At 64.3% G+C, this 17873-nt stretch carries 20 protein-coding genes; 11 read left to right on the top strand and 9 right to left on the bottom strand.

Annotated elements, in window-relative coordinates; genetic code table 11:
- Positions 1–12 precede the first annotated feature (12 nt).
- On the top strand, positions 13–246 hold the full coding sequence (locus WS49_RS32100; protein ID WP_011549124.1) for a hypothetical protein: 234 nt from the start codon (positions 13–15) through the stop codon (positions 244–246).
- A 135-nt stretch (positions 247–381) separates the two neighbouring features.
- On the opposite strand, the gene WS49_RS32095 is transcribed toward WS49_RS32100, so the two are convergent.
- On the bottom strand, positions 382–672 hold the full coding sequence (locus tag WS49_RS32095) for a hypothetical protein (RefSeq protein ID WP_059537222.1): 291 nt from the start codon (positions 670–672) through the stop codon (positions 382–384).
- Positions 673–855: 183 nt separating this feature from the next.
- Between WS49_RS32095 and WS49_RS32090 the strand changes: the two genes are divergently transcribed.
- Positions 856–1533 carry a HEAT repeat domain-containing protein gene (locus WS49_RS32090; protein ID WP_059537219.1) on the top strand — a complete coding sequence of 226 codons (678 nt, stop codon included), beginning with the start codon at positions 856–858 and terminating at the stop codon, positions 1531–1533.
- A 136-nt stretch (positions 1534–1669) separates the two neighbouring features.
- Positions 1670–2677: a HEAT repeat domain-containing protein gene (locus tag WS49_RS32085; protein ID WP_063888569.1), complete on the top strand. Its 1008-nt coding sequence runs from the start codon at positions 1670–1672 to the stop codon at positions 2675–2677.
- 347 nt (positions 2678–3024) lie between these two features.
- Here WS49_RS32085 and acnB read toward each other — a convergent pair whose 3' ends face one another.
- Positions 3025–5610 carry a bifunctional aconitate hydratase 2/2-methylisocitrate dehydratase gene (gene acnB, locus WS49_RS32080; protein ID WP_059537212.1) on the bottom strand — a complete coding sequence of 862 codons (2586 nt, stop codon included), beginning with the start codon at positions 5608–5610 and terminating at the stop codon, positions 3025–3027.
- 205 nt (positions 5611–5815) lie between these two features.
- Between acnB and WS49_RS35455 the strand changes: the two genes are divergently transcribed.
- Positions 5816–5959 carry a hypothetical protein gene (locus WS49_RS35455; RefSeq protein ID WP_156441483.1) on the top strand — a complete coding sequence of 48 codons (144 nt, stop codon included), beginning with the start codon at positions 5816–5818 and terminating at the stop codon, positions 5957–5959.
- 174 nt (positions 5960–6133) lie between these two features.
- Here the strand turns inward: WS49_RS35455 and WS49_RS32075 are convergent, their stop codons facing one another.
- Positions 6134–7144: a helix-turn-helix transcriptional regulator gene (locus tag WS49_RS32075; RefSeq protein ID WP_059537209.1), complete on the bottom strand. Its 1011-nt coding sequence runs from the start codon at positions 7142–7144 to the stop codon at positions 6134–6136.
- Positions 7145–7313: 169 nt separating this feature from the next.
- On the opposite strand from WS49_RS32075, the gene WS49_RS32070 reads away from it, so the two are divergent.
- Positions 7314–7976 (top strand): glutathione S-transferase family protein, encoded by a 663-nt coding sequence (locus tag WS49_RS32070; protein ID WP_059537206.1) that lies wholly within the window; start codon positions 7314–7316, stop codon positions 7974–7976.
- A gap of 58 nt (positions 7977–8034) precedes the next feature.
- On the opposite strand, the gene moaD is transcribed toward WS49_RS32070, so the two are convergent.
- The 3 genes from moaD to moaA form a co-directional block, all read right to left on the bottom strand.
- Positions 8035–8292, bottom strand: a complete 258-nt coding sequence (moaD, locus tag WS49_RS32065) for a molybdopterin converting factor subunit 1 (RefSeq protein WP_059537203.1) — start codon at positions 8290–8292, stop codon at positions 8035–8037.
- A 61-nt stretch (positions 8293–8353) separates the two neighbouring features.
- Positions 8354–8869 carry a molybdenum cofactor biosynthesis protein MoaE gene (locus WS49_RS32060; RefSeq protein ID WP_059537198.1) on the bottom strand — a complete coding sequence of 172 codons (516 nt, stop codon included), beginning with the start codon at positions 8867–8869 and terminating at the stop codon, positions 8354–8356.
- Positions 8870–8918: 49 nt separating this feature from the next.
- Complete coding sequence (gene moaA / locus WS49_RS32055) at positions 8919–10037, bottom strand: GTP 3',8-cyclase MoaA (RefSeq protein ID WP_059537194.1); 1119 nt, start codon at positions 10035–10037, stop codon at positions 8919–8921.
- Between the two features lie 701 nt (positions 10038–10738).
- Between moaA and WS49_RS32050 the strand changes: the two genes are divergently transcribed.
- Positions 10739–12139, top strand: coding sequence for a cytochrome ubiquinol oxidase subunit I (locus WS49_RS32050; RefSeq protein WP_059537191.1), 1401 nt, complete (start codon positions 10739–10741; stop codon positions 12137–12139).
- A gap of 3 nt (positions 12140–12142) precedes the next feature.
- Entirely contained in the window at positions 12143–13150 is a 1008-nt protein-coding gene (gene cydB / locus WS49_RS32045; protein ID WP_059537186.1) for a cytochrome d ubiquinol oxidase subunit II, read from the top strand.
- Between the two features lie 69 nt (positions 13151–13219).
- Here the strand turns inward: cydB and WS49_RS36310 are convergent, their stop codons facing one another.
- On the bottom strand, positions 13220–13348 hold the full coding sequence (locus WS49_RS36310) for a hypothetical protein (protein WP_257127638.1): 129 nt from the start codon (positions 13346–13348) through the stop codon (positions 13220–13222).
- Between WS49_RS36310 and WS49_RS32040 the strand changes: the two genes are divergently transcribed.
- From WS49_RS32040 to WS49_RS32030, 3 genes are all read left to right on the top strand, one after another.
- Entirely contained in the window at positions 13305–14225 is a 921-nt protein-coding gene (locus WS49_RS32040) for a bestrophin family protein (protein WP_059537448.1), read from the top strand. The two genes, WS49_RS36310 and WS49_RS32040, sit on opposite strands and share 44 nt — an antisense overlap.
- A gap of 43 nt (positions 14226–14268) precedes the next feature.
- The gene (locus WS49_RS32035; RefSeq protein ID WP_059537183.1) at positions 14269–14655 is read left to right on the top strand and encodes a VOC family protein; all 387 of its coding nucleotides are present in this window, start codon (positions 14269–14271) and stop codon (positions 14653–14655) included.
- Positions 14656–14812: 157 nt separating this feature from the next.
- Positions 14813–15226 (top strand): VOC family protein, encoded by a 414-nt coding sequence (locus tag WS49_RS32030; RefSeq protein WP_059537180.1) that lies wholly within the window; start codon positions 14813–14815, stop codon positions 15224–15226.
- A gap of 92 nt (positions 15227–15318) precedes the next feature.
- Here the strand turns inward: WS49_RS32030 and trpS are convergent, their stop codons facing one another.
- Together trpS and WS49_RS35800 are read right to left on the bottom strand one after the other, a co-directional pair.
- Positions 15319–16332, bottom strand: a complete 1014-nt coding sequence (gene trpS / locus WS49_RS32025) for a tryptophan--tRNA ligase (protein ID WP_059537176.1) — start codon at positions 16330–16332, stop codon at positions 15319–15321.
- A gap of 206 nt (positions 16333–16538) precedes the next feature.
- Positions 16539–16694, bottom strand: a complete 156-nt coding sequence (locus tag WS49_RS35800) for a hypothetical protein (RefSeq protein WP_179949237.1) — start codon at positions 16692–16694, stop codon at positions 16539–16541.
- Positions 16695–17399: 705 nt separating this feature from the next.
- On the opposite strand from WS49_RS35800, the gene WS49_RS32020 reads away from it, so the two are divergent.
- Positions 17400–17864 (top strand): phospholipase D-like domain-containing protein, encoded by a 465-nt coding sequence (locus WS49_RS32020; protein WP_257127632.1) that lies wholly within the window; start codon positions 17400–17402, stop codon positions 17862–17864.
- Positions 17865–17873: the final 9 nt, after the last annotated feature.

Raw genomic sequence — 17873 nt, 5'->3', positions numbered from 1 at the left:
AAGGAGAGTGGAATGAATCCGGAACAGGCCCGAGCCGAAGAAACCCAGGCGATGGAGCGCATGGTGGCCGCCACGCTGCGCGTGCAGAGTACGTTCGCCTCGATGCAGAAGCAATTTCCGCCGCAAGGCAGCGGCGAGCCTTCGCCGTTCGCGCTGCAAACCTTTGATGCCGCCCTGCAGGAACTTGAAGACGCACAGGCCGCGTTCGATGCGCTGCTGAACGATCTGATCGACGGTAACCGCTAAAGGCTACGCCCTTATCTGCACCGATTGTCGACGATCTAAAAAGCTGTGTCGAACGGCCGTTTCTGGCCGGCAATTGCCCGAAACTGCCTACCGTGACCGACTTGCAAAGAAGCTGGGCCGACACCTATGCATCGATCACGTGCGGTCCAAATACGCGACCTGACGCTCATACCAAGCTTGCGGATATGGGAGAAGATCGCCGTCGGCTTGGGACGTGTACTTTTCATAGCCGACGAATTCGTAATAAACGCACATCGCCTCCGCATGTGACGATGCCCAAAACGTCCATATCCATTCGCTACCCGGCTCATTGAGAGCCCTGGCAGCATCTCCGTCCGGTCCATGGGCAATGCATGCGGGAAGAGCGTTGCCGAACTCGTCCGGGCAGAGCCAAACCTCGTGCAGGTAGCCCAGTGTCTTCCTCATCCGGTACGATCTCCAAGGACATTCCTATACCGCCCCGAATTGTCGACGATTTTCTTCGGAAGGTCGAATGGCTGAAACTGGCCGCCCGTCACCTGCGGAGGAGGCTGTGATCGGCCCCTCGCCCGAAAAACACTTGACCTTGTCATAGTGACAAGGTGTCCACTGTCGGGCGAGGAGGCATTCATGATCCGTCACTATCCCCCGACTTCCCGTCACGCATTGACCACGGCACTCGAGCATCCGGACGCTTCGCTCCGTCTTGCGGCTGCGCTTGGTGCCGGCACGGCTCCCGATCCAGGCCAGATCACGCTACTGGTGAAGCGTTGCGGTGTCGAACCGGATTTCTTCGTTCGCGACATGCTCACCTGGGCGCTCACCCGGCACACGCAGGATCTGACCTTGCCATTGCTGCTTGACGAGCTGCGCTCGCCGCTGGCGCAAGCGCGTAGCCAGGCGCTACATACGCTCTCGAAGATCGGCGACCCTGCAACCTGGTCAGCGATCACAAGCGGGCATCTGCATGACCCCGATCCGGAGGTGGCACGAACTGCGTGGCGCACCGCAGCGGGGTTGGTGCCGACCTGGCAACGAGCCGCCTTGGCACGCGAACTGATTCGCGAGCTAGGCCGCGGCGACAAGGACCTCAAGCGGAGTCTGAGCCGGGCATTACTCATGCTTGGAGACGACGCCATGGCCCCGCTCGTTGCGGCGGCGGCCCGACACACGGACCCGGCGGTTCGCATTCATGCCTGCGCGAGCCTCAGGCTCATCGCCGACCCGGAGAGTGCGTTCGTGCTCGATCCAGCCGATGCGTGGCGCGCAGGTGCACCGTTGCCCGACGCCGATGAACAGGCGGGTTGACGGCGATCGATGTGATGAGCCACGTGTTGGCCGAGGTGATGGAAGCCGTTGGCGGTTTGTTAGAATTTTCGAGGCTCGATTGGAGCCAAGGCCGAGACACAGGGCGGCGTGAACCAGATGACACCGGAGACAAGTGATGCGCATCAGCGAGTTGGCCAATCGTTCCGGCGTCAGCGCGCGCATGCTGCGGCACTACGACGCGATCGGACTGGTCAGCCCGTCGGGACGTACGGAAGCGGGATACCGCGAGTATTCGCAAGCCGATGCCTTGCGCCTGTTCCAAGTGGAGAGTCTGCGTTCGCTGGGCCTTGGGCTGGCCGAGGTGCGTCAGGCGCTCAGCCAGCAAGCGCCTCACCCCGATGTGCTCATTGACGCGCTGATGGTTCGCAGCCGCGAGCGGCTGGCCGCAGAGCAAGCGTTGCTTTGCCGGCTGACTGCTGTGTCCGCCACCTCTCCCGATGATTGGTCAGCTGTGCTTGATGTCGTGCATCTGCTGAAAGGACTGGAGTCGACGCATGCACCTGAGAGACAGCGTGCTGCGTTTGACGCCGCGTCCAGCGATGCCCCGCTTGCAGCACTCATCGCCCACGCACTGCTCCAGGAACAGGAGCCGAATGTCGCAGGTGCGCTGCACTGGGCGCTGGGAAGAACCGTAGGCAGCGGCACCAGCGTACTTGGCGCGGCGCTTCAACAGCCCGATCCGGCAGTACGCGAACGGGCCGTGCTCGCGCTGGCGAAACTCGGCGGTTCCGATGCGGTGGAGACCTTGCGCGGCTCGCTCCTCGACCCCGCGGAGCGCGTGCGGTATCGCGCTGCGCGGGTGCTTGGCGGATGGGGGATACGCGACGCCATTCCCCTGCTGATCGAGCAGGTTCTTGGCGGGATTCACGATGTCGAGGCGGCCGATGCGTTAGCCGATTTGGCGGAAGACCCTGCGATCGCAAAGCAAATTGTGGAGCGCTTTGAAGCAGCGATCTCAGACGGTCCAGCCGATGTCCAGACCCGTGTACGGATTTGTCAGGCGCTCGCCGAATTCAATGGCACGGCGTCGGCCCTGCTTGCCCGGCTGGCCGCCGATCCAGACCCGTCCGTGGCGCGCAATGCTCGTTACGTGATGTGCATTCGCAACGACGCGCTAACGTAGTCGAGTTTGAGTTTGATAGCAGGCCTCTTCCTTGGAGGCGAATGCCCTCGTTTCCTGTCTCTCCTGGATCCGTCGGTGGGGAAATAGTCTGCTCGCTTGCTCGGCAGCAGGCGTGCGCTTGTCCGAGAGCGGCTTATATCAGGAGCGACCGGAGATAGCCGAGAAGCCAGCATTTTCGACTTCAGACGCCAAATGTCAGCTAGTGGCCGAGCGCCGACGTTCCTCGCCGGCGTCCTCCCACCACGGAAATCCACGAAGAACCAAAAAAAAGCGCCGCGGGCATTCAGCCCGCGGCGCCTTCGCGTGTCGCCACGACGGGCACAGCCCGCCGCAGCTCGACCGCATGCTTAGATCTGCACGGTGTCCGCGACTTCCTTGAAATCTTCGATCTGGTCGAAGTTCATGTACTTGTAGATCTTGTCGCCGTTGGCATTGAGCACGCCCATGTCGGCCATGTACTCGTCCTTGGTCGGGATCTTGCCGAGACGCGAGCAGATTGCCGCCAGTTCCGCCGAGCCGAGGTACACGTTCGTGTTCTTGCCCAGACGGTTCGGGAAGTTTCGGGTCGACGTCGACATCACCGTCGCGCCTTCGCGCACCTGTGCCTGGTTGCCCATGCACAGCGAGCAGCCCGGCATTTCGGTGCGGGCGCCGGCCGTGCCGAACACGCCGTAGTGGCCTTCTTCCGTCAGTTGCTTCTGGTCCATCTTGGTCGGCGGCGCGACCCACAGCTTGACCGGGATGTCGCGCTTGCCTTCCAGCAGCTTCGACGCGGCACGGAAGTGACCGATGTTGGTCATGCACGAACCGATGAACACTTCGTCGATCTTCGCGCCGGCGACGTCGGACAGCGTCTTCACGTCGTCCGGATCGTTCGGACACGCAACGATCGGTTCATGGATGTCGGCCAGGTCGATCTCGATGACGGCCGCGTATTCGGCGTCGGCATCCGGCGACAGCAGTTGCGGGTCGGCCAGCCACTGCTCCATCGCCGCGATACGGCGCTGCAGGCTGCGCGGATCCTGATAGCCCTGCGCGATCATCCACTTCAGCAGCGTGATGTTGCTGTTCAGGTACTCGATGATCGGTTCCTTGTTCAGGTGCACCGTGCAACCGGCTGCCGAACGCTCGGCCGACGCATCCGACAGTTCGAACGCTTGCTCGACCTTCAGATCGGGCAGGCCTTCGATTTCGAGGATGCGGCCCGAGAAGATGTTCTTCTTGCCTTGCTTGGCGACGGTCAGCATGCCCTGCTTGATGGCATACAGCGGAATCGCGTTGACGAGGTCGCGCAGCGTGACGCCCGGCTGCATCTTGCCCTTGAAGCGGACCAGCACCGATTCCGGCATGTCCAGCGGCATCGTGCCGGTGGCGGCCGCGAACGCGACCAGGCCCGAGCCTGCCGGGAAGCTGATGCCGATCGGGAAGCGCGTGTGCGAGTCGCCGCCGGTGCCGACGGTGTCGGGCAGCAGCATGCGGTTCAGCCACGAGTGGATCACGCCGTCGCCCGGGCGCAGCGCGATGCCGCCACGGGTGCTGATGAAGTTCGGCAGCGTCTGGTGCGTCTTGACGTCGACCGGCTTCGGATAAGCGGCGGTGTGGCAGAACGACTGCATCACGAGGTCGGCCGAGAAGCCGAGGCAGGCCAGATCCTTCAGTTCGTCGCGGGTCATCGGGCCCGTGGTGTCCTGCGAGCCGACCGAGGTCATCTTCGGTTCGCAGTACGTGCCCGGACGCACGCCCTGGCCTTCCGGCAGACCGCATGCGCGGCCGACCATCTTCTGCGCGAGCGAGAAGCCCTTGCCGCTGTCGGCCGGCTGGTGCGGCAGGCGGAACAGCGTCGACGGCGCGAGGCCGAGCGCTTCACGCGCCTTCGCGGTCAGGCCGCGGCCGATGATCAGCGGAATGCGGCCGCCGGCGCGCACTTCGTCGAACAGCACGTCGGACTTGACCTGGAATTCGGCGATCACGTTGCCGTCCTTCAGCGCCTTGCCTTCGTACGGGCGCAGTTCGACGACGTCGCCCATGTTCATCTGCGACACGTCGAGTTCGATCGGCAGCGCGCCGGCGTCTTCCATCGTGTTGTAGAAGATCGGGGCGATCTTGCCGCCGAGGCACACGCCGCCGAAACGCTTGTTCGGGACGAACGGGATGTCTTCGCCGGTGAACCACAGCACCGAGTTGGTGGCCGACTTGCGCGAGGAGCCGGTGCCGACCACGTCGCCGACGTAGGCGACCAGGTGACCCTTGTCCTTCAGCGATTCGATGAACTTGACCGGGCCGCGCTTGCCGTCTTCTTCCGGCGTGATGCCGGGGCGCGCGTTCTTCAGCATCGCCAGCGCGTGCATCGGGATGTCCGGGCGGGTGGTGGCGTCCGGGGCCGGCGACAGGTCGTCGGTGTTGGTTTCGCCCGTGACCTTGAACACGGTGATGGTCAGGCTTTCCGGCACTTCCGGACGGCTCGTGAACCATTCGGCGTCGGCCCAGCTCTGCAGCACGGCCTTCGCGTGCGCGTTGCCCTTGTCGGCGAGTTCCTTCACGTCATGGAACTGGTCGAACATCAGCAGGGTTTTCTTCAGTGCGTCGGCAGCGACGGCCGCGACTGCTTCGTCGGACAGCAGCTCGATCAGCGGCTGGATGTTGTAGCCGCCCAGCATCGTGCCGAGCAGTTCGGTCGCGCGCTCGCGCGAGATCAACGGGCAGGCCGTCTCGCCCTTCGCGACGGCGGCCAGGAAGCCGGCCTTCACGCGCGCGGCTTCGTCGACGCCGGCGGGGACGCGGTGGGTGATCAGGTCGAGCAGCGTCTGCTCTTCGCCGGCGGGCGGGTTCGCCAGCAGTTCCACCAGTTCGGCGGTTTGCTGAGCCGTCAGCGGCAGGGGAGGAATACCGAGCGCGGCGCGGGCGGCCACGTGAGCACGAAAGTTTTCAAGCATGGGGGGACCTGCTGAGATTGCGTTTCAGGGGAAGGGCTTTCCAGGCACGCCGAGGCTGCTGTTCCGGACACTGCTTCACTGCTTGGACGGGATTCTAGTCGCAATATGGTCAGGCGTCAAATGTCTTATGTCTTATATAAGAGTTGCGTGTGGGGCATATGGCCGGTCGCAGATGCGGCGTTCGTCCGACCGACGCGATTTCATCATGTGGAAAATTCGGGGCAAACCGTTCGAGGCCGGTCGCCCGAGGCGGCGCAATATCGGCGCCGCCGCGCGCGCCGTCCGCATGGGCAAAACGCCAATCGAAAAAGGCGAGGCGTTGCGAATTTGCGAAAAATGGGGCGAATGAAAGCAGAAATGCCGACATCCTGCGCAACGAAGCCTCAAGATCCCAACGCAAGATAGGCAAGATGAAGACATCGACACCGATCCAGGCGATCTCGACGGGCAGTGTCTTCGAGGAATGCGCCCATCACGACGGAGTGCGCGGTGAAGACGGTGAATGCAAGCAGTTTCGCTCCGATCACGCCGCGAATGTTGGCGCGTCGTCGATCATCGGCGGCGCGGGTGAATACAGCGCCTTCGTCGCCGCAACCTCGTCGGTCAATCGAACCACGAGTTCCCGCGGCCCGAGCACTTTCAACTCCGCACCATATCCAAGCAGCTTGCGCGCACCGTGCTCGATCGATTCGATCGGCATCAGGAATTCCTTCCATCCTGGCGGGACCGCGCTACTGCCGGCGCTATCCGAGACGGGCGCGACCTTGACGCGCGCATTGATCAGCCAGCTCTCTGCGCGCGCCGACACCGCGACGTGCGCGCTCAACCGGTAAAGCTCCGCTTCATACCGGCTCATCGCATCACGCCAGTGCCGGGCCAGATCGAACCGCGCGGGCCGCTTGAATCGGCGGCGCGACGCTGCGAGTTCCCGAATGTTCGCGAGCCGAAAAGTCAGCGCATCGCGCTTGCCGGCGACCTTCGCCACCACGTACCACGCACCGCCCTTGAGCACCAGCCCGAGCGGATCGAGTGCGCGGCGCGACACACCGCGCCAGCTCTCGTATGTCACCTCGATTCGCTGCGACTGCCACACGGCATCGGCGACTTCACGCAGAAACGCCGGCGTTTCCTGCGCCCGATACCAATCCACGGTATCGACATGCAGCCGGCTCGCGACACGATCGGCATGTTCGCGCGAGTCCGGCGGCAGGCTCGCGATCATCTTCAGCCGCGCGGACGCAGCCATCCCGTCGAGCCCGAGTTCTCCCGCCGGCCCCGGCAGGCCGGCCAGAATCAACGCATGTGCCTCCTGCTCGGTCAGCCCCGTGAGATCGGTACGCCAGCCGTCCTGCAACTGAAAGCCGCCGTTGCGTCCGCGATCGCCCCAGATCGGCACGCCGGCCGTCGACAGTTGGTCGATATCGCGCAGGATAGTCCGCTCGGACACTTCCAGCGCGGCGGCCAGCGCCGGCGCGGTCATGCGGCCGCGCGCCTGCAGCATCATCATGATCGACAACAGCCGGCTGGCTTTCATGAGTGGCACCTCATCCGGAATACATGACACGGGATGTCATGTTATCGGATCCATAATTCGACACATCCGCGCTCGGCTGGCGCGCAACGGAGTCGGGCGCGGGCTTGCCGACGCGCGGGCGGTGTTCATGTGAGAGCCACTGCGCGAAACCCGACGAGGAGAGCGATACATGAAAATCATGACCGGTCCGCTGAGCATGTTCGGCGCGAAAGTCGAGATCGCGGCGCACGAGAAGGGCATCGCCTTCGAGCGCGTGCTGGTGCCGTTCAGCCAGCAGCGCGGCTACGACCCGAAGCATCCGGACGTCTTGCGCATCAATCCGAAGCGTCAGGTGCCGGTGCTGATCGACGGCGACCTGGAGATTTTCGATTCCACGCAGATCTTCGAGTACCTGGAAGACTTGAAGCCCGATCCCGCGCTATGGCCCGCGCAGCCGAAAGCGCGCGCGGTGGCGCGTCAGCTCGAGCACTGCAGCGACGAGGTTTATTTTCCGCACGTGATCCGGCTGATGGGCCTCGAAGAGACGCCCGATCACCCCGCGGCACAGGCCGCACGCGACGAAGCGCGGCAATACTATCGACGCATGGAACGCGTGCTGGCGGACCGTGAATTCCTTGCCGACACTTATTCGTACGCCGACATCGCGTTCTACATGGCGCAGTTGTTCGGCGCACGCAAGGGCGCACCGATGACGGCGGAGACGCCGAACCTGCTCGCCTGGCGCGAACGGATGACCGCGCGTCCGGCCGTGCGGAAAGTGGCAGGTGCGATGGCGGGTTATCTTGCTTCGATCGACCATCCGGTTCCGGATTTTCTTCGCGGGCTCCATTAGCCAACCCGTCGCGCGTCGAACGGCTACGATCCGTCAGTCGCTGCCGGATGTGAACGCATCACCCGCCGGTCACCGGCGGAAAGAACGCCACCTCGCTATCCTCCCGCACGACGAATCCGCCGGGCACCATCTCGAGGTTCACGGCCGCGCGCACGGGTCGATCCAGCCGCAGCGCTTCGCCACTGCGCGCGTCGCGTGCGGCGAGCGCGGCGCGCAGCGCGTCGACGGTGAGCTCATGCGCATCGATCTCGACGACTTCCTCGTCGGTATGCAATTGTTCGCGAATGCTCGCAAAGTATTTGATCGTCAGTTTCATTACGATGTCCTGAGCGAAATCGGTGCAATCGGCGGGATCGGAAAGGCGTTGGCCGGCACGTTCATCCCCAGCGGCGCATCGCCTGATCGTCATGCGCCTTCGGCTCGACCCAGCCGACCACGCCGTCGTGCCGGATCTCCTTCTTCCAGAACGGCGCATGCGTCTTCAGGAAGTCCATGATGAATTCGCACGCATCGAACGCCGACGCGCGATGCGCGGCGGCCACGACGACGATCACGACCGCATGGCCCAGCGGAATGCGCCCGACGCGATGCACGACCTTGGCCGCCTCGAGTCGCCACCGCGCGCTGGCCTCCTCGACGATGCTCCAGAGCGCCTGCTCGGTCATCGTCGGATAGTGCTCGACTTCCAGCGCGATCACGTCGTCGACGTCGCCTTCGTTGCGCACGACACCGAGGAAATTCACGACCGCACCGACATTCGGATTGCGAACGATCGGCGCGATCTCGGCGCCGGCGTCGATCGCCGTGTACTGCACACGCACCTCGAAACCGGCTGCGATCGCCGGCGGCGGCTCGTTTGATGACGCGGCACGGGATTCGGTGAAACTGGTCATGACGGTTCTCCAGTAGGCGGTTCGCTCCGCTTCGCGCGGCTGCCGCCCATCAGCCGCCGACGAGCGACATGCGCACGGTCGGGTAGGTCTTGCCGGACGGCCTGGCCGCGTTCGTGGCCCGCCGTTCGGAATAGCGGTCGTCGCGTAGCGTCCATCGTGCGCGCACGACGTGGGCCAGGCCGTCGATCGATGCGGCGTCATCGAGCCACGGCCGCAGGTCGGTGCCCTGCATCGCGAACAGGCACGTATAGAGCTGGCCATCGGCCGACACGCGGGCGCGCGAGCACGTGCCGCAGAACGGATGCGACACGCTCGCGATGAAACCGACCTCGCCCGCGCCGTCGATGTGCCGGCAGCGGATCGCGGTGGCATCGTGTCCCGGTTCGCCGACGAGCATGAGCGGATAGCTCGCTTCGATGAGCTCGCGCATCCGCGCGGCCGGCACGACCTTGTCGCCGGACCACGCGCTCGCGCCGCCGACGTCCATGTATTCGATGAAGCGAACGGCCACGCCGCTATGACGGAAGTGACGCACGAGCGGCAGGATCTGGTCGTCGTTCGCGCCGCGCTCGATCACCGCGTTGACCTTCACGGGCGCGAGCCCGGCCACCTGCGCGGCCTCGATGCCGGCCAGCACGCGCGCCACCGGCACGTCGGTGTCGGTCATCCGGCGGAATACGATGTCGTCGATCGCGTCGAGACTCACGGTCACGCGCGACAAGCCTGCATCGCGCAGCGTGCGGGCCTTGGCGGCGAGCAGCGAACCGTTGGTCGTCAGCGCGATTTCGACGGGCTTGCCGTTGACGGTCGTCAGCATCGCGAGCCGTTCGATCAGCGCTTCGAGGTTGCGGCGCAGCAGCGGCTCGCCGCCGGTGAGGCGGATCTTTTCGACGCCGAGCGAGACGAACGCGCGCGCGATCTTCTCGAGTTGCGCGAACGACAGCCGCTCGGACGACGGCATGAACGCATAGTCGGGCCCGAAGCTGTCGCGCGGCATGCAGTAGCCGCAGCGGAAATTGCACTGGTCGATGACGGACAGCCGGAGGTCGCGCAGCGGCCGCGCAAGCGTGTCGAACGGGCGGGAGAAGATGCGGGGCGATGCGCCGCCGGTTGCGGCGGCGACCGGCGCGGAAGCGATGGCATTCACGATGGGTTCGGCTGCCTGCATGAAGTGATCGGAACGGCATCGCCGATCGACCGTGCATGCGCAGAGGTGTCGGCGCACGGGTCGTGACGAGCCTCGTCGTGAGGATAGGCCGCTGGATTCCATCGGCAGAGACACAATCCCGCCCGAAATGCAGGAATACAGTTCGTCGTCCTGGATGCGCGAAAGGCGGGCATGATGCGCCAATCCATGCTCATGTTCGTGCTCACGCGAGCCAGTGCGCGAAATCGTAATACGGCACGGCGCCGTCGCGATCGCACCAGGCGGCCGCATGGATGCCGCCAGGTCGCTGGGCTGCATGCTGTTTTCTCCTGGGGCATCGCCCGGCGCGTGGGCCGAGCGATGGGCGCGAATTCGGCGTCGAGGCGGTGCGCGGTGTCGCGCCAACTCGCCACAGGCAGGCCACGAGCCGATGGTACGTTCGGCCGTGCCGCGGATGCACAGCGTCGCAGTGCGGAAAGCAGTACAGCCGACAGCCTCGCGGCCCCGCAACGGGTTTTCCGTACACACATCTTCGGCCCCGGAGAAAGCACAGTTTCCGCGCACGTTCGCGCGATTGCGAGTATCGTCGCAAACGCGATATCGTCATTCACGCTTCGTTGCCGCGCCCCGCGTCCGTTCTTGTCCGCACGTGCCGTCGCGAAGCCGTCGCGCGATTTCATGCTTCGAGCTGACGTCCTCACAATCACGAGCAAATTACGGTCATGGAAATCTTCGATGCGTTCCATCTCGCCCGATTGCAATTCGCGTTCACGGTGTCGTTCCACATCGTGTTTCCGGCGATCAGCATCGGCATGGCGAGCTTCCTGGCGGTGCTGGAATGGCGCTATCTCGTCACCGGCGACGCCGCCTATAAATCCATGTTCCAGTTCTGGTCGAAGATCTTCGCGATCGGCTTCGGGATGGGCGTCGTCTCCGGCGTCGTGATGGCGTACGAGTTCGGCACGAACTGGGCGGGCTTCTCGCGCGTCGCGGGCAACATCACCGGCCCGCTGCTTACTTACGAAGTCCTGACGGCCTTCTTCCTCGAGGCCGGCTTTCTCGGCGTGATGCTGTTCGGCTGGCAGCGTGTCAGCCCGCGTGCGCATTTCTTCGCGACGCTGATGGTCGCGGTCGGCACGCTGATCTCGACGTTCTGGATCCTCGCGTCGAACAGCTTCATGCAGACGCCGCAGGGCTACAGGATCGAGAACGGTCTCGTCGTGCCGGTCGACTGGTTCAAGGTCATCTTCAACCCGTCGTTCCCGTATCGCCTCGTGCACATGACGATCGCCGCGTTCATCGTCGCGGGCTTCATCGTCGCCGCGTGCGGTGCGTGGCACCTGCTGAAGGGGCGCCGCGACGAGCCGGTGAAGCGCAGCTTCTCGATGGCGCTGTGGATGTTGCTGCTGCTCGCGCCGGTCCAGATCGTCGTCGGCGATGCGCACGGGTTGAACACGCGCGAATACCAGCCGGCGAAGATCGCGGCGATCGAGGGGCTGTGGGAAACCGAGAAGGGCGGCACCGCGCTGAACCTCGTCGGTCTGCCCGACATGCAGGCAGAGACGACGCGCTATGCGATCCAGGTGCCGCACCTCGGCAGCCTGATCCTCACGCACAGCTGGGACGGCGAGATTCGCGGGCTGAAGGAATTCCCGGCGCAGGATCGCCCGTATTCGCCGATCGTGTTCTGGACCTTCCGGATCATGGCCGGCCTCGGGATGCTGATGCTGCTCACCGCGCTGCTCGGCTTGCTGCTGAGAAAAGGCGGACGCCTGTATGAAACGCGCTGGTTCCAGTGGTTCGTCGTGTGCATGGGGCCGTCGGGCATCGTCGCGCTGCTGGCCGGATGGATCACGACCGAGGTCGGGCGGCAGCCGTGGACCGTGTATGGCGTGCTGCGCACCGTCGATTCGGTCGCGCCGCTCAGCGCGCAGCAGGTCGGCGTGTCGCTGCTGATCTTCGTGGTCGTGTATTTCCTGGTGTTCGGAACGGGGATCTACTACATGATGCAATTGATGAAGCGCGGGCCGGCCGCCCAGGCCGGATACATCGAGCTGCACCGGCATCCGGGGCTGCGCAAGAGCGCGCTGTCCACGCCGCTGAACGTCACCGAAGCGGAGTAAGTGATGCACATCGATCTTCCTGTCGTGTGGGCCGCGATCATCGGCCTCGGCGTGTTCATCTACGTGATGCTCGACGGCTTCGATCTCGGCATCGGCCTGCTGTTTCCGTTCTTCGACGCGAAGGCCGAACGCGAAGTCATGCTGAATACCGTCGCGCCGGTATGGGACGGCAACGAGACCTTTCTCGTGCTCGGCGGCGCGGGCCTGTACGGCGCGTTTCCGGTCGTCTACTCGACGCTGCTGCCGGCGAACTACCTGCCGCTGATCCTGATGGTGGTCGGGCTGATCTTCCGCGGCGCCGCGTTCGAATTGCGTGCGAAGGCGAACCGCACGCAGCACCTGTGGGATCTCGCGTTCATCGGCGGCTCCGCGCTGGCCGCGTTCTGCCAGGGGATCACGCTCGGCTCGCTGCTGCAGGGCATCCGGATCGTGAACAACCAGTTCGCGGGCGGGCCGTTCGACTGGCTGTCGCCGTTCAGCCTGTTCTGCGGGATCGGCGTGCTCGTCACCTATGCGACGCTCGGCTGCGGCTGGCTGATCCTGAAAGTCGACGGCGAGCTGCAGCGCAAGATGCGCCTGCTGATGAAGCCGCTCGCGGGCGTGCTGCTCGCGGTGATGGGCGTGGTCAGCCTGTGGACCGTGATCGGGCTGCCGGCCGTTGCGCATCGCTGGTTCGGCAGCGGCAATCTCGGCTGGTTCCTGCCGGTGCCGATCCTCGTCGTCGCGTGCGTGTGGGGCATCTTCCGCACGGTGAAGCGCGAGCACGAGGCGACGCCGTTCCTGCTGACGCTCGCGCTCGTGTTCCTCGGCTACACCGGCCTCGTGATCAGCATCTGGCCGAACATCGTGCCGCCGTCGCTGACGATCTGGGACGCGTCGTCGAGCCATTCGAGCCAGTTGTTCGCGCTCGTCGGCACCGTGATCGTGCTGCCGATCATCCTCGTGTACAACGCGATGCAGTACCGCGTGTTCCGCGGCAAGGTGCGCGAGGGCGACGCCGGTTATCACTGACCGGCGCGCCCCGGTGACGGGGCAGGGCGTGCGCGGGCGTATCATCATTCGCAAGCGCGGTGAAGCGCGTCACCCGGCCCGCCACGCGCGGGCCGTTGCACATCGGGCGGCGGCGATCCGCATGGCGTATTTCATCGGCAGTCGAGACAACACCATGATCGTCAGACCACGACAAAACTGGCTCAGAATGCTGTTCATATGGAACGGCTCCGTGCTGCAGTCGATCATTCCGCAACTCGTGTTCATGGCGATCGTCAGCACGCTGGCGGTCTTCACGAACGGGCGCATCTTCGGCGAGAAGATTCCGCTGAACACCGCGCCGTTCACGCTGTTCGGGCTGGCCCTCGCGATCTTTCTCGCGTTTCGCAACAACGCGAGCTTCGAGCGTTTCAAGGAGGCGCGGCTTCTGTGGGGCAACCTGCTGATCGCGGCGCGCACCGTCACGTCGCAACTGCGGCGCTATTTGCCCGACAGCGTCGGCGATACGGAGCGCGACCGGCTCGCCGATCTGCTGATCGCGTTCACGTATGCGTTGAAGCATCAGCTGCGTCATACCGATCCGGCGCAGGACCTGCAGCGCATCCTCGGCGCGGAGCGCGCCGCCGCGTTCGCGCACAAGTGCTACCAGCCCGTCGCGATTCTCGATGAACTGCGCGGCGGAATCGTCCGCGTGCTGGGTCGCGCGCCCGGCAGCGAAGCAACGTGCTGGATGTTCGATGCGCAACTGGCCGAGTTGGGCAAGGCCGTGGGCGGCTGCGAGCGCATCCTGACGACGCCGATCCCGTTCTCGTACAGCGTGCTGCTGCATCGCACCGTCTATGCTTATTGCGTGCTGTTGCCGTTCGGCCTCGTCGATTCGACGGAATTCTTCACGCCGCTGATTTGCGTGTTCATCTCGTACACGCTGATCGCGCTCGAAGCGATCGCGAACGAGGTGGCCGAGCCTTTCGGCCTCGCGCCGAACGCGCTGGCGCTCGATGCGATGGCGCGCACGATCGAGCGGTCGGTGCTCGAGCTGGGCGAGCGCGCGATGCCGGAGGAGTTCGTGCCGGCATCGACGTATCAGATCACGTAAGCGGCGACGCGCGTCGCGGCGCGCACGATTGGGAGAACTTCGCATGCGCATCTACGTGACGAGTATTTTTGTCGACGATCAGGACAAGGCGCTCGCGTTCTATACCGACATCCTCGGCTTCCGGTTGAAGAACAACGTGCCGGTGGGCGCGTACCGCTGGCTGACGGTCGTGTCGAAGGATCAGCCCGACGGCACCGAGCTGATGCTCGAACCGAGTCATCATCGCGCGGTCGGCCCTTATCGTCAGGCGCTGTACGAGGACGGCATCCCGGCGGCGTCGTTTCAGGTCGACGATCTCGACGCCGAGTACGCGCGGCTCGACGCGCTCGGCGTGCACTTCACGCTGGCGCCGATGGACGCGGGGCCCGTGCGGGTCGCGGTGCTCGACGATACGTGCGGCAACCTCGTGCAGCTCATGCAGATGAAGTGACGCGTTGTCCGCGAGGAGCCGCTCGGGTTCGTTTCAGTCGCGCCGGTCGATCATTTTGTGGGGCGTCATGATGGCGTGAAAGGGCGCAGGCGCGACATCGGCGGAGTCGACCAAGGAAGTTTGTGTAGACTCGTGCTCGTTCAATGGAGCCAACATCATGCAACTTCTTGACCACGTGTCCATCGGCGTTCCGGATATCGATCAGGCACGCCCCTTCTACGACGGTGTCATGGCCGCGCTGGGCGCGACCAAGGTTTATGACCGCGGCACCGCGCTCGGTTACGGTGAACGTTGCAGTGCCACCGACACCGCATCGACCTTCCTGGCGATTTATCTGGATCCCGCCGAAGTCGGGACGAGCAAGCGACACTGGTGCTTCAAGGCGGCTTCCCGCCAGCAGGTGCACGCATTTTTCGAGGCGGGGCTGTCCGCGGGCGGGCGGCCCGACGGCGACCCCGGCTTGAGGCCGCACTATCACGCCGACTACTACGCGGCCTTTGTCGTCGATCCGGCCGGCAACCGGATCGAGGCCGTGTGCCACGGCGCGCCACCGGCGCACGAGCGGCCGTGACGACACTCGCCGACGACTGATCGCCCGCGGCACGGTGTCGTGCCGTCGGGTCGCGGACAAGCGCGGCGCTAGTCTCGTTTGCTGCGCGCGGCTCAATCGAAGTACGTCAGCCCCATCGCGCCCTTCACCTCGGCCAGCGTCGCGCCGGCCACCTCGCGCGCATGCATCGTGCCGCGCTTCAGGATCGCCATCACCTCCACCTTGTCCGCTTCGAATTCGCGACGGCGCGCACGGATCGGCTCGATCAGCGCCTGCAGCCGCTCGTTCAGCACGCGCTTGACGACGCTGTCGCCGAGGCCGCCACGGCGATAGTGCGCCTTCAGTTCGTCGACTTTCTGCACGTCGGGCTCGAACGCGTCGAGGAACGTGAACACGACGTTGCCCTCGACCTGACCGGGATCGTTCACGCGCAGGTGGTTCGGATCCGTGTACATGTCCTTCACCGCTTGCGCGATTTCGTCGGGCGTCGAGCCGAGCGTGATCGCGTTGCCGAGCGACTTGCTCATCTTCGCCTTGCCGTCGATGCCGGGCAGCCGCGTGACCGCCGACAGCACGGCCTCGCATTCCACCAGCACGGGCTTGTCGACCGTCGCGTTGAAGCGGCGCACGAGTTCGTTGGTCTGCTCGATCATCGGCAGCTGGTCGTCGCCGACCGGCACGTGCGTCGCCTTGAACGCGGTGATGTCGGCGGCCTGGCTGACGGGGTAGGTCAGGAAGCCGGCCGGGATGTCGCGCTCGAAGCCGCGCAGGCGGATCTCTTCCTTGATGGTCGGATTGCGCTCGAGGCGCGCGACCGTCACGAGGTTGAGCAGGTATTGCGACAGCTCGGCGAGCTCGGGCACCTGCGACTGGACGACGATCGTCGAGATCGCCGGATCGATGCCGACGGCCAGGTAGTCGAGCGCGACCTCGATCACGTTCTCGGTGACGCGCTGGCGGCGGCCCATGTTGTCGGTCAGCGCCTGCGTGTCGGCGAGCAGCAGGAACTGCGTCGCTTCGTGCTGCATCTGCACGCGCGCGCGCAGCGAGCCGATGTAATGGCCGAGATGCAGCGGGCCGGTCGTGCGGTCGCCGGTGAGAATGATCGGTCGGGTCGGGTGCGTCATGGTGTGGATTGGCTCCAGGTTATCGAAGCCACCAGCCATGACGTGAGCGCAGAAACGACAATGCCGCCATGGCTGGCGGCATCACGTTCGGGACATGCAAAAGGAAACGGGCCGCCTGGGTCAGGCGCGCCACCAGCAATGCACGTTCGGCGAGGCAGGTTTGGTTTCCATTGCGCGAGTATAGCGTAGCGGCGGCGAGCCGTGCGTCAGCGTACGACCGATTCCAGCGCGAGGTGCGCGACTTCGGCGGACGGCCATAGCAGGTATAGCAGGCCGACCATCAGCAGCAGCGCGCAGACGCGCACCGCCGGCGTACGGTCGATCTCGCTCAGGGTGCGGATGTGCTGCTTCAGTTTCTTCATGCTTGGAGGCGCGACGTGCGCCACTTCAACGGTTGCTGCAACGGGGCCGGGGGGGAGCGGCGCCGGGGGCTACGGGTTCAACGAGGGGCCGGGCGGGCGCGGTACGGAGTTCGCGCGAAGCTCGCGTGCGGACAGATAAAGGGCTCGATCATGAGGCCGGTGGCGCATTGCATGAGGTGAGGCGACGCGCATCCTACCAGTTCGGGAGAGCGCACACCGTCAAGAATTGTCCGGCAGCGGGCGGGTGGAGGCGCAGTTGCACGTTGAGGTAAGGGGAATAGTCAATAAAATCAAAGGTCTGATTCATTTATTTTTGCCGTGATTTCGTGCCGAATGATGCGTCGCTCCGGAGATATTCGGTGTGCCGTCAGTCAGTCGCGATTATCTCGACGAGATTATTTTTGTGTGAACGTTGCATTTAAAATCAACGGCTAAACAATTAAGTGACGCGCGCAGGCGACGTGGCGATCTAAGCGCGCCGTCGCCGAATACCAATCGACACGTGAACGTGACCGAAAGGCGAGCGGGGCGCGTCTCGACTACGATCTCTATCCGGCACTGCTCTCGCCGGCGGCGCAAAGCTCCAAGGATCTCGGCGATAAGGCGTCACTTGCAGAATCGCTGAATCAAATGGGTATTCGGACGCTTGTCGGTAGCCTCTGGACCTTTGACCGAAATTGGCGCAGTTCCAAGTTGAGCACGGAGATGGCGAGCCAGCAGGCTCGCTGGGACGAATATGTAAACAAGCAGCAAGCCAAGGGCGAGTTGCCGGATCCGGATCTGGCGCCGATGCTGCCGTTGCCAACGCAGGCGATTGCAGCGCGGTACCGGGAAATCTACATCCACAGTAAATTGCTGCTGATCGATGACAGTTTCTTTACGCTGGGCAGTGCCAACCTGAATTTGCGAAGCATGGCGGTGGACGCGGAGATCAACGTAGGCAGCGATGATCGTGCCAAGAGCACCGATTTGAGGAAGCGGATCTGGAAGTTGCATACCGGCGGCAAGCATGATGGTAGCGACGGCAGCCCTATCGCGATCAAGGAAACGTTCATGAAATGGCAGAAACTCATGGATACCAACGCCATTCAGAGGAAGCGTGGGCTCGAACCGGCGGGCTTTCTGATGCCATTTCACGACGAACGCACATCCAGTGTTCGGCTGGCATAGTGCGCATTC

It is taken from the genome of Burkholderia sp. RF7-non_BP4 (assembly GCF_001521935.1).
Classification (GTDB): domain Bacteria; phylum Pseudomonadota; class Gammaproteobacteria; order Burkholderiales; family Burkholderiaceae; genus Burkholderia; species Burkholderia diffusa.
This window is presented reverse-complemented; position numbering and strand designations above follow the sequence as displayed.

Excerpts from the sequence above, each read along its gene's own strand:
- WS49_RS32060 (WP_059537198.1), bottom strand. The coding sequence starts at position 8,869 with ATGACCAGTTTCACCGAATCCCGTGCCGCGTCATCAAACGAGCCGCCG.
- WS49_RS32040 (WP_059537448.1), top strand. The coding sequence starts at position 13,305 with ATGATCGTCAGACCACGACAAAACTGGCTCAGAATGCTGTTCATATGG.
- WS49_RS36310 (WP_257127638.1), bottom strand. The coding sequence starts at position 13,348 with ATGAACAGCATTCTGAGCCAGTTTTGTCGTGGTCTGACGATCATGGTG.
- WS49_RS32095 (WP_059537222.1), bottom strand. The coding sequence starts at position 672 with ATGAGGAAGACACTGGGCTACCTGCACGAGGTTTGGCTCTGCCCGGAC.
- WS49_RS32075 (WP_059537209.1), bottom strand. The coding sequence starts at position 7,144 with ATGAAAGCCAGCCGGCTGTTGTCGATCATGATGATGCTGCAGGCGCGC.
- WS49_RS32030 (WP_059537180.1), top strand. The coding sequence starts at position 14,813 with ATGCAACTTCTTGACCACGTGTCCATCGGCGTTCCGGATATCGATCAG.
- moaA (WP_059537194.1), bottom strand. The coding sequence starts at position 10,037 with ATGCAGGCAGCCGAACCCATCGTGAATGCCATCGCTTCCGCGCCGGTC.
- WS49_RS35455 (WP_156441483.1), top strand. The coding sequence starts at position 5,816 with ATGTGGAAAATTCGGGGCAAACCGTTCGAGGCCGGTCGCCCGAGGCGG.
- trpS (WP_059537176.1), bottom strand. The coding sequence starts at position 16,332 with ATGACGCACCCGACCCGACCGATCATTCTCACCGGCGACCGCACGACC.
- acnB (WP_059537212.1), bottom strand. The coding sequence starts at position 5,610 with ATGCTTGAAAACTTTCGTGCTCACGTGGCCGCCCGCGCCGCGCTCGGT.
- cydB (WP_059537186.1), top strand. The coding sequence starts at position 12,143 with ATGCACATCGATCTTCCTGTCGTGTGGGCCGCGATCATCGGCCTCGGC.
- WS49_RS35800 (WP_179949237.1), bottom strand. The coding sequence starts at position 16,694 with ATGAAGAAACTGAAGCAGCACATCCGCACCCTGAGCGAGATCGACCGT.
- WS49_RS32100 (WP_011549124.1), top strand. The coding sequence starts at position 13 with ATGAATCCGGAACAGGCCCGAGCCGAAGAAACCCAGGCGATGGAGCGC.
- WS49_RS32020 (WP_257127632.1), top strand. The coding sequence starts at position 17,400 with ATGGCGAGCCAGCAGGCTCGCTGGGACGAATATGTAAACAAGCAGCAA.
- moaD (WP_059537203.1), bottom strand. The coding sequence starts at position 8,292 with ATGAAACTGACGATCAAATACTTTGCGAGCATTCGCGAACAATTGCAT.
- WS49_RS32085 (WP_063888569.1), top strand. The coding sequence starts at position 1,670 with ATGCGCATCAGCGAGTTGGCCAATCGTTCCGGCGTCAGCGCGCGCATG.
- WS49_RS32050 (WP_059537191.1), top strand. The coding sequence starts at position 10,739 with ATGGAAATCTTCGATGCGTTCCATCTCGCCCGATTGCAATTCGCGTTC.
- WS49_RS32070 (WP_059537206.1), top strand. The coding sequence starts at position 7,314 with ATGAAAATCATGACCGGTCCGCTGAGCATGTTCGGCGCGAAAGTCGAG.
- WS49_RS32090 (WP_059537219.1), top strand. The coding sequence starts at position 856 with ATGATCCGTCACTATCCCCCGACTTCCCGTCACGCATTGACCACGGCA.
- WS49_RS32035 (WP_059537183.1), top strand. The coding sequence starts at position 14,269 with ATGCGCATCTACGTGACGAGTATTTTTGTCGACGATCAGGACAAGGCG.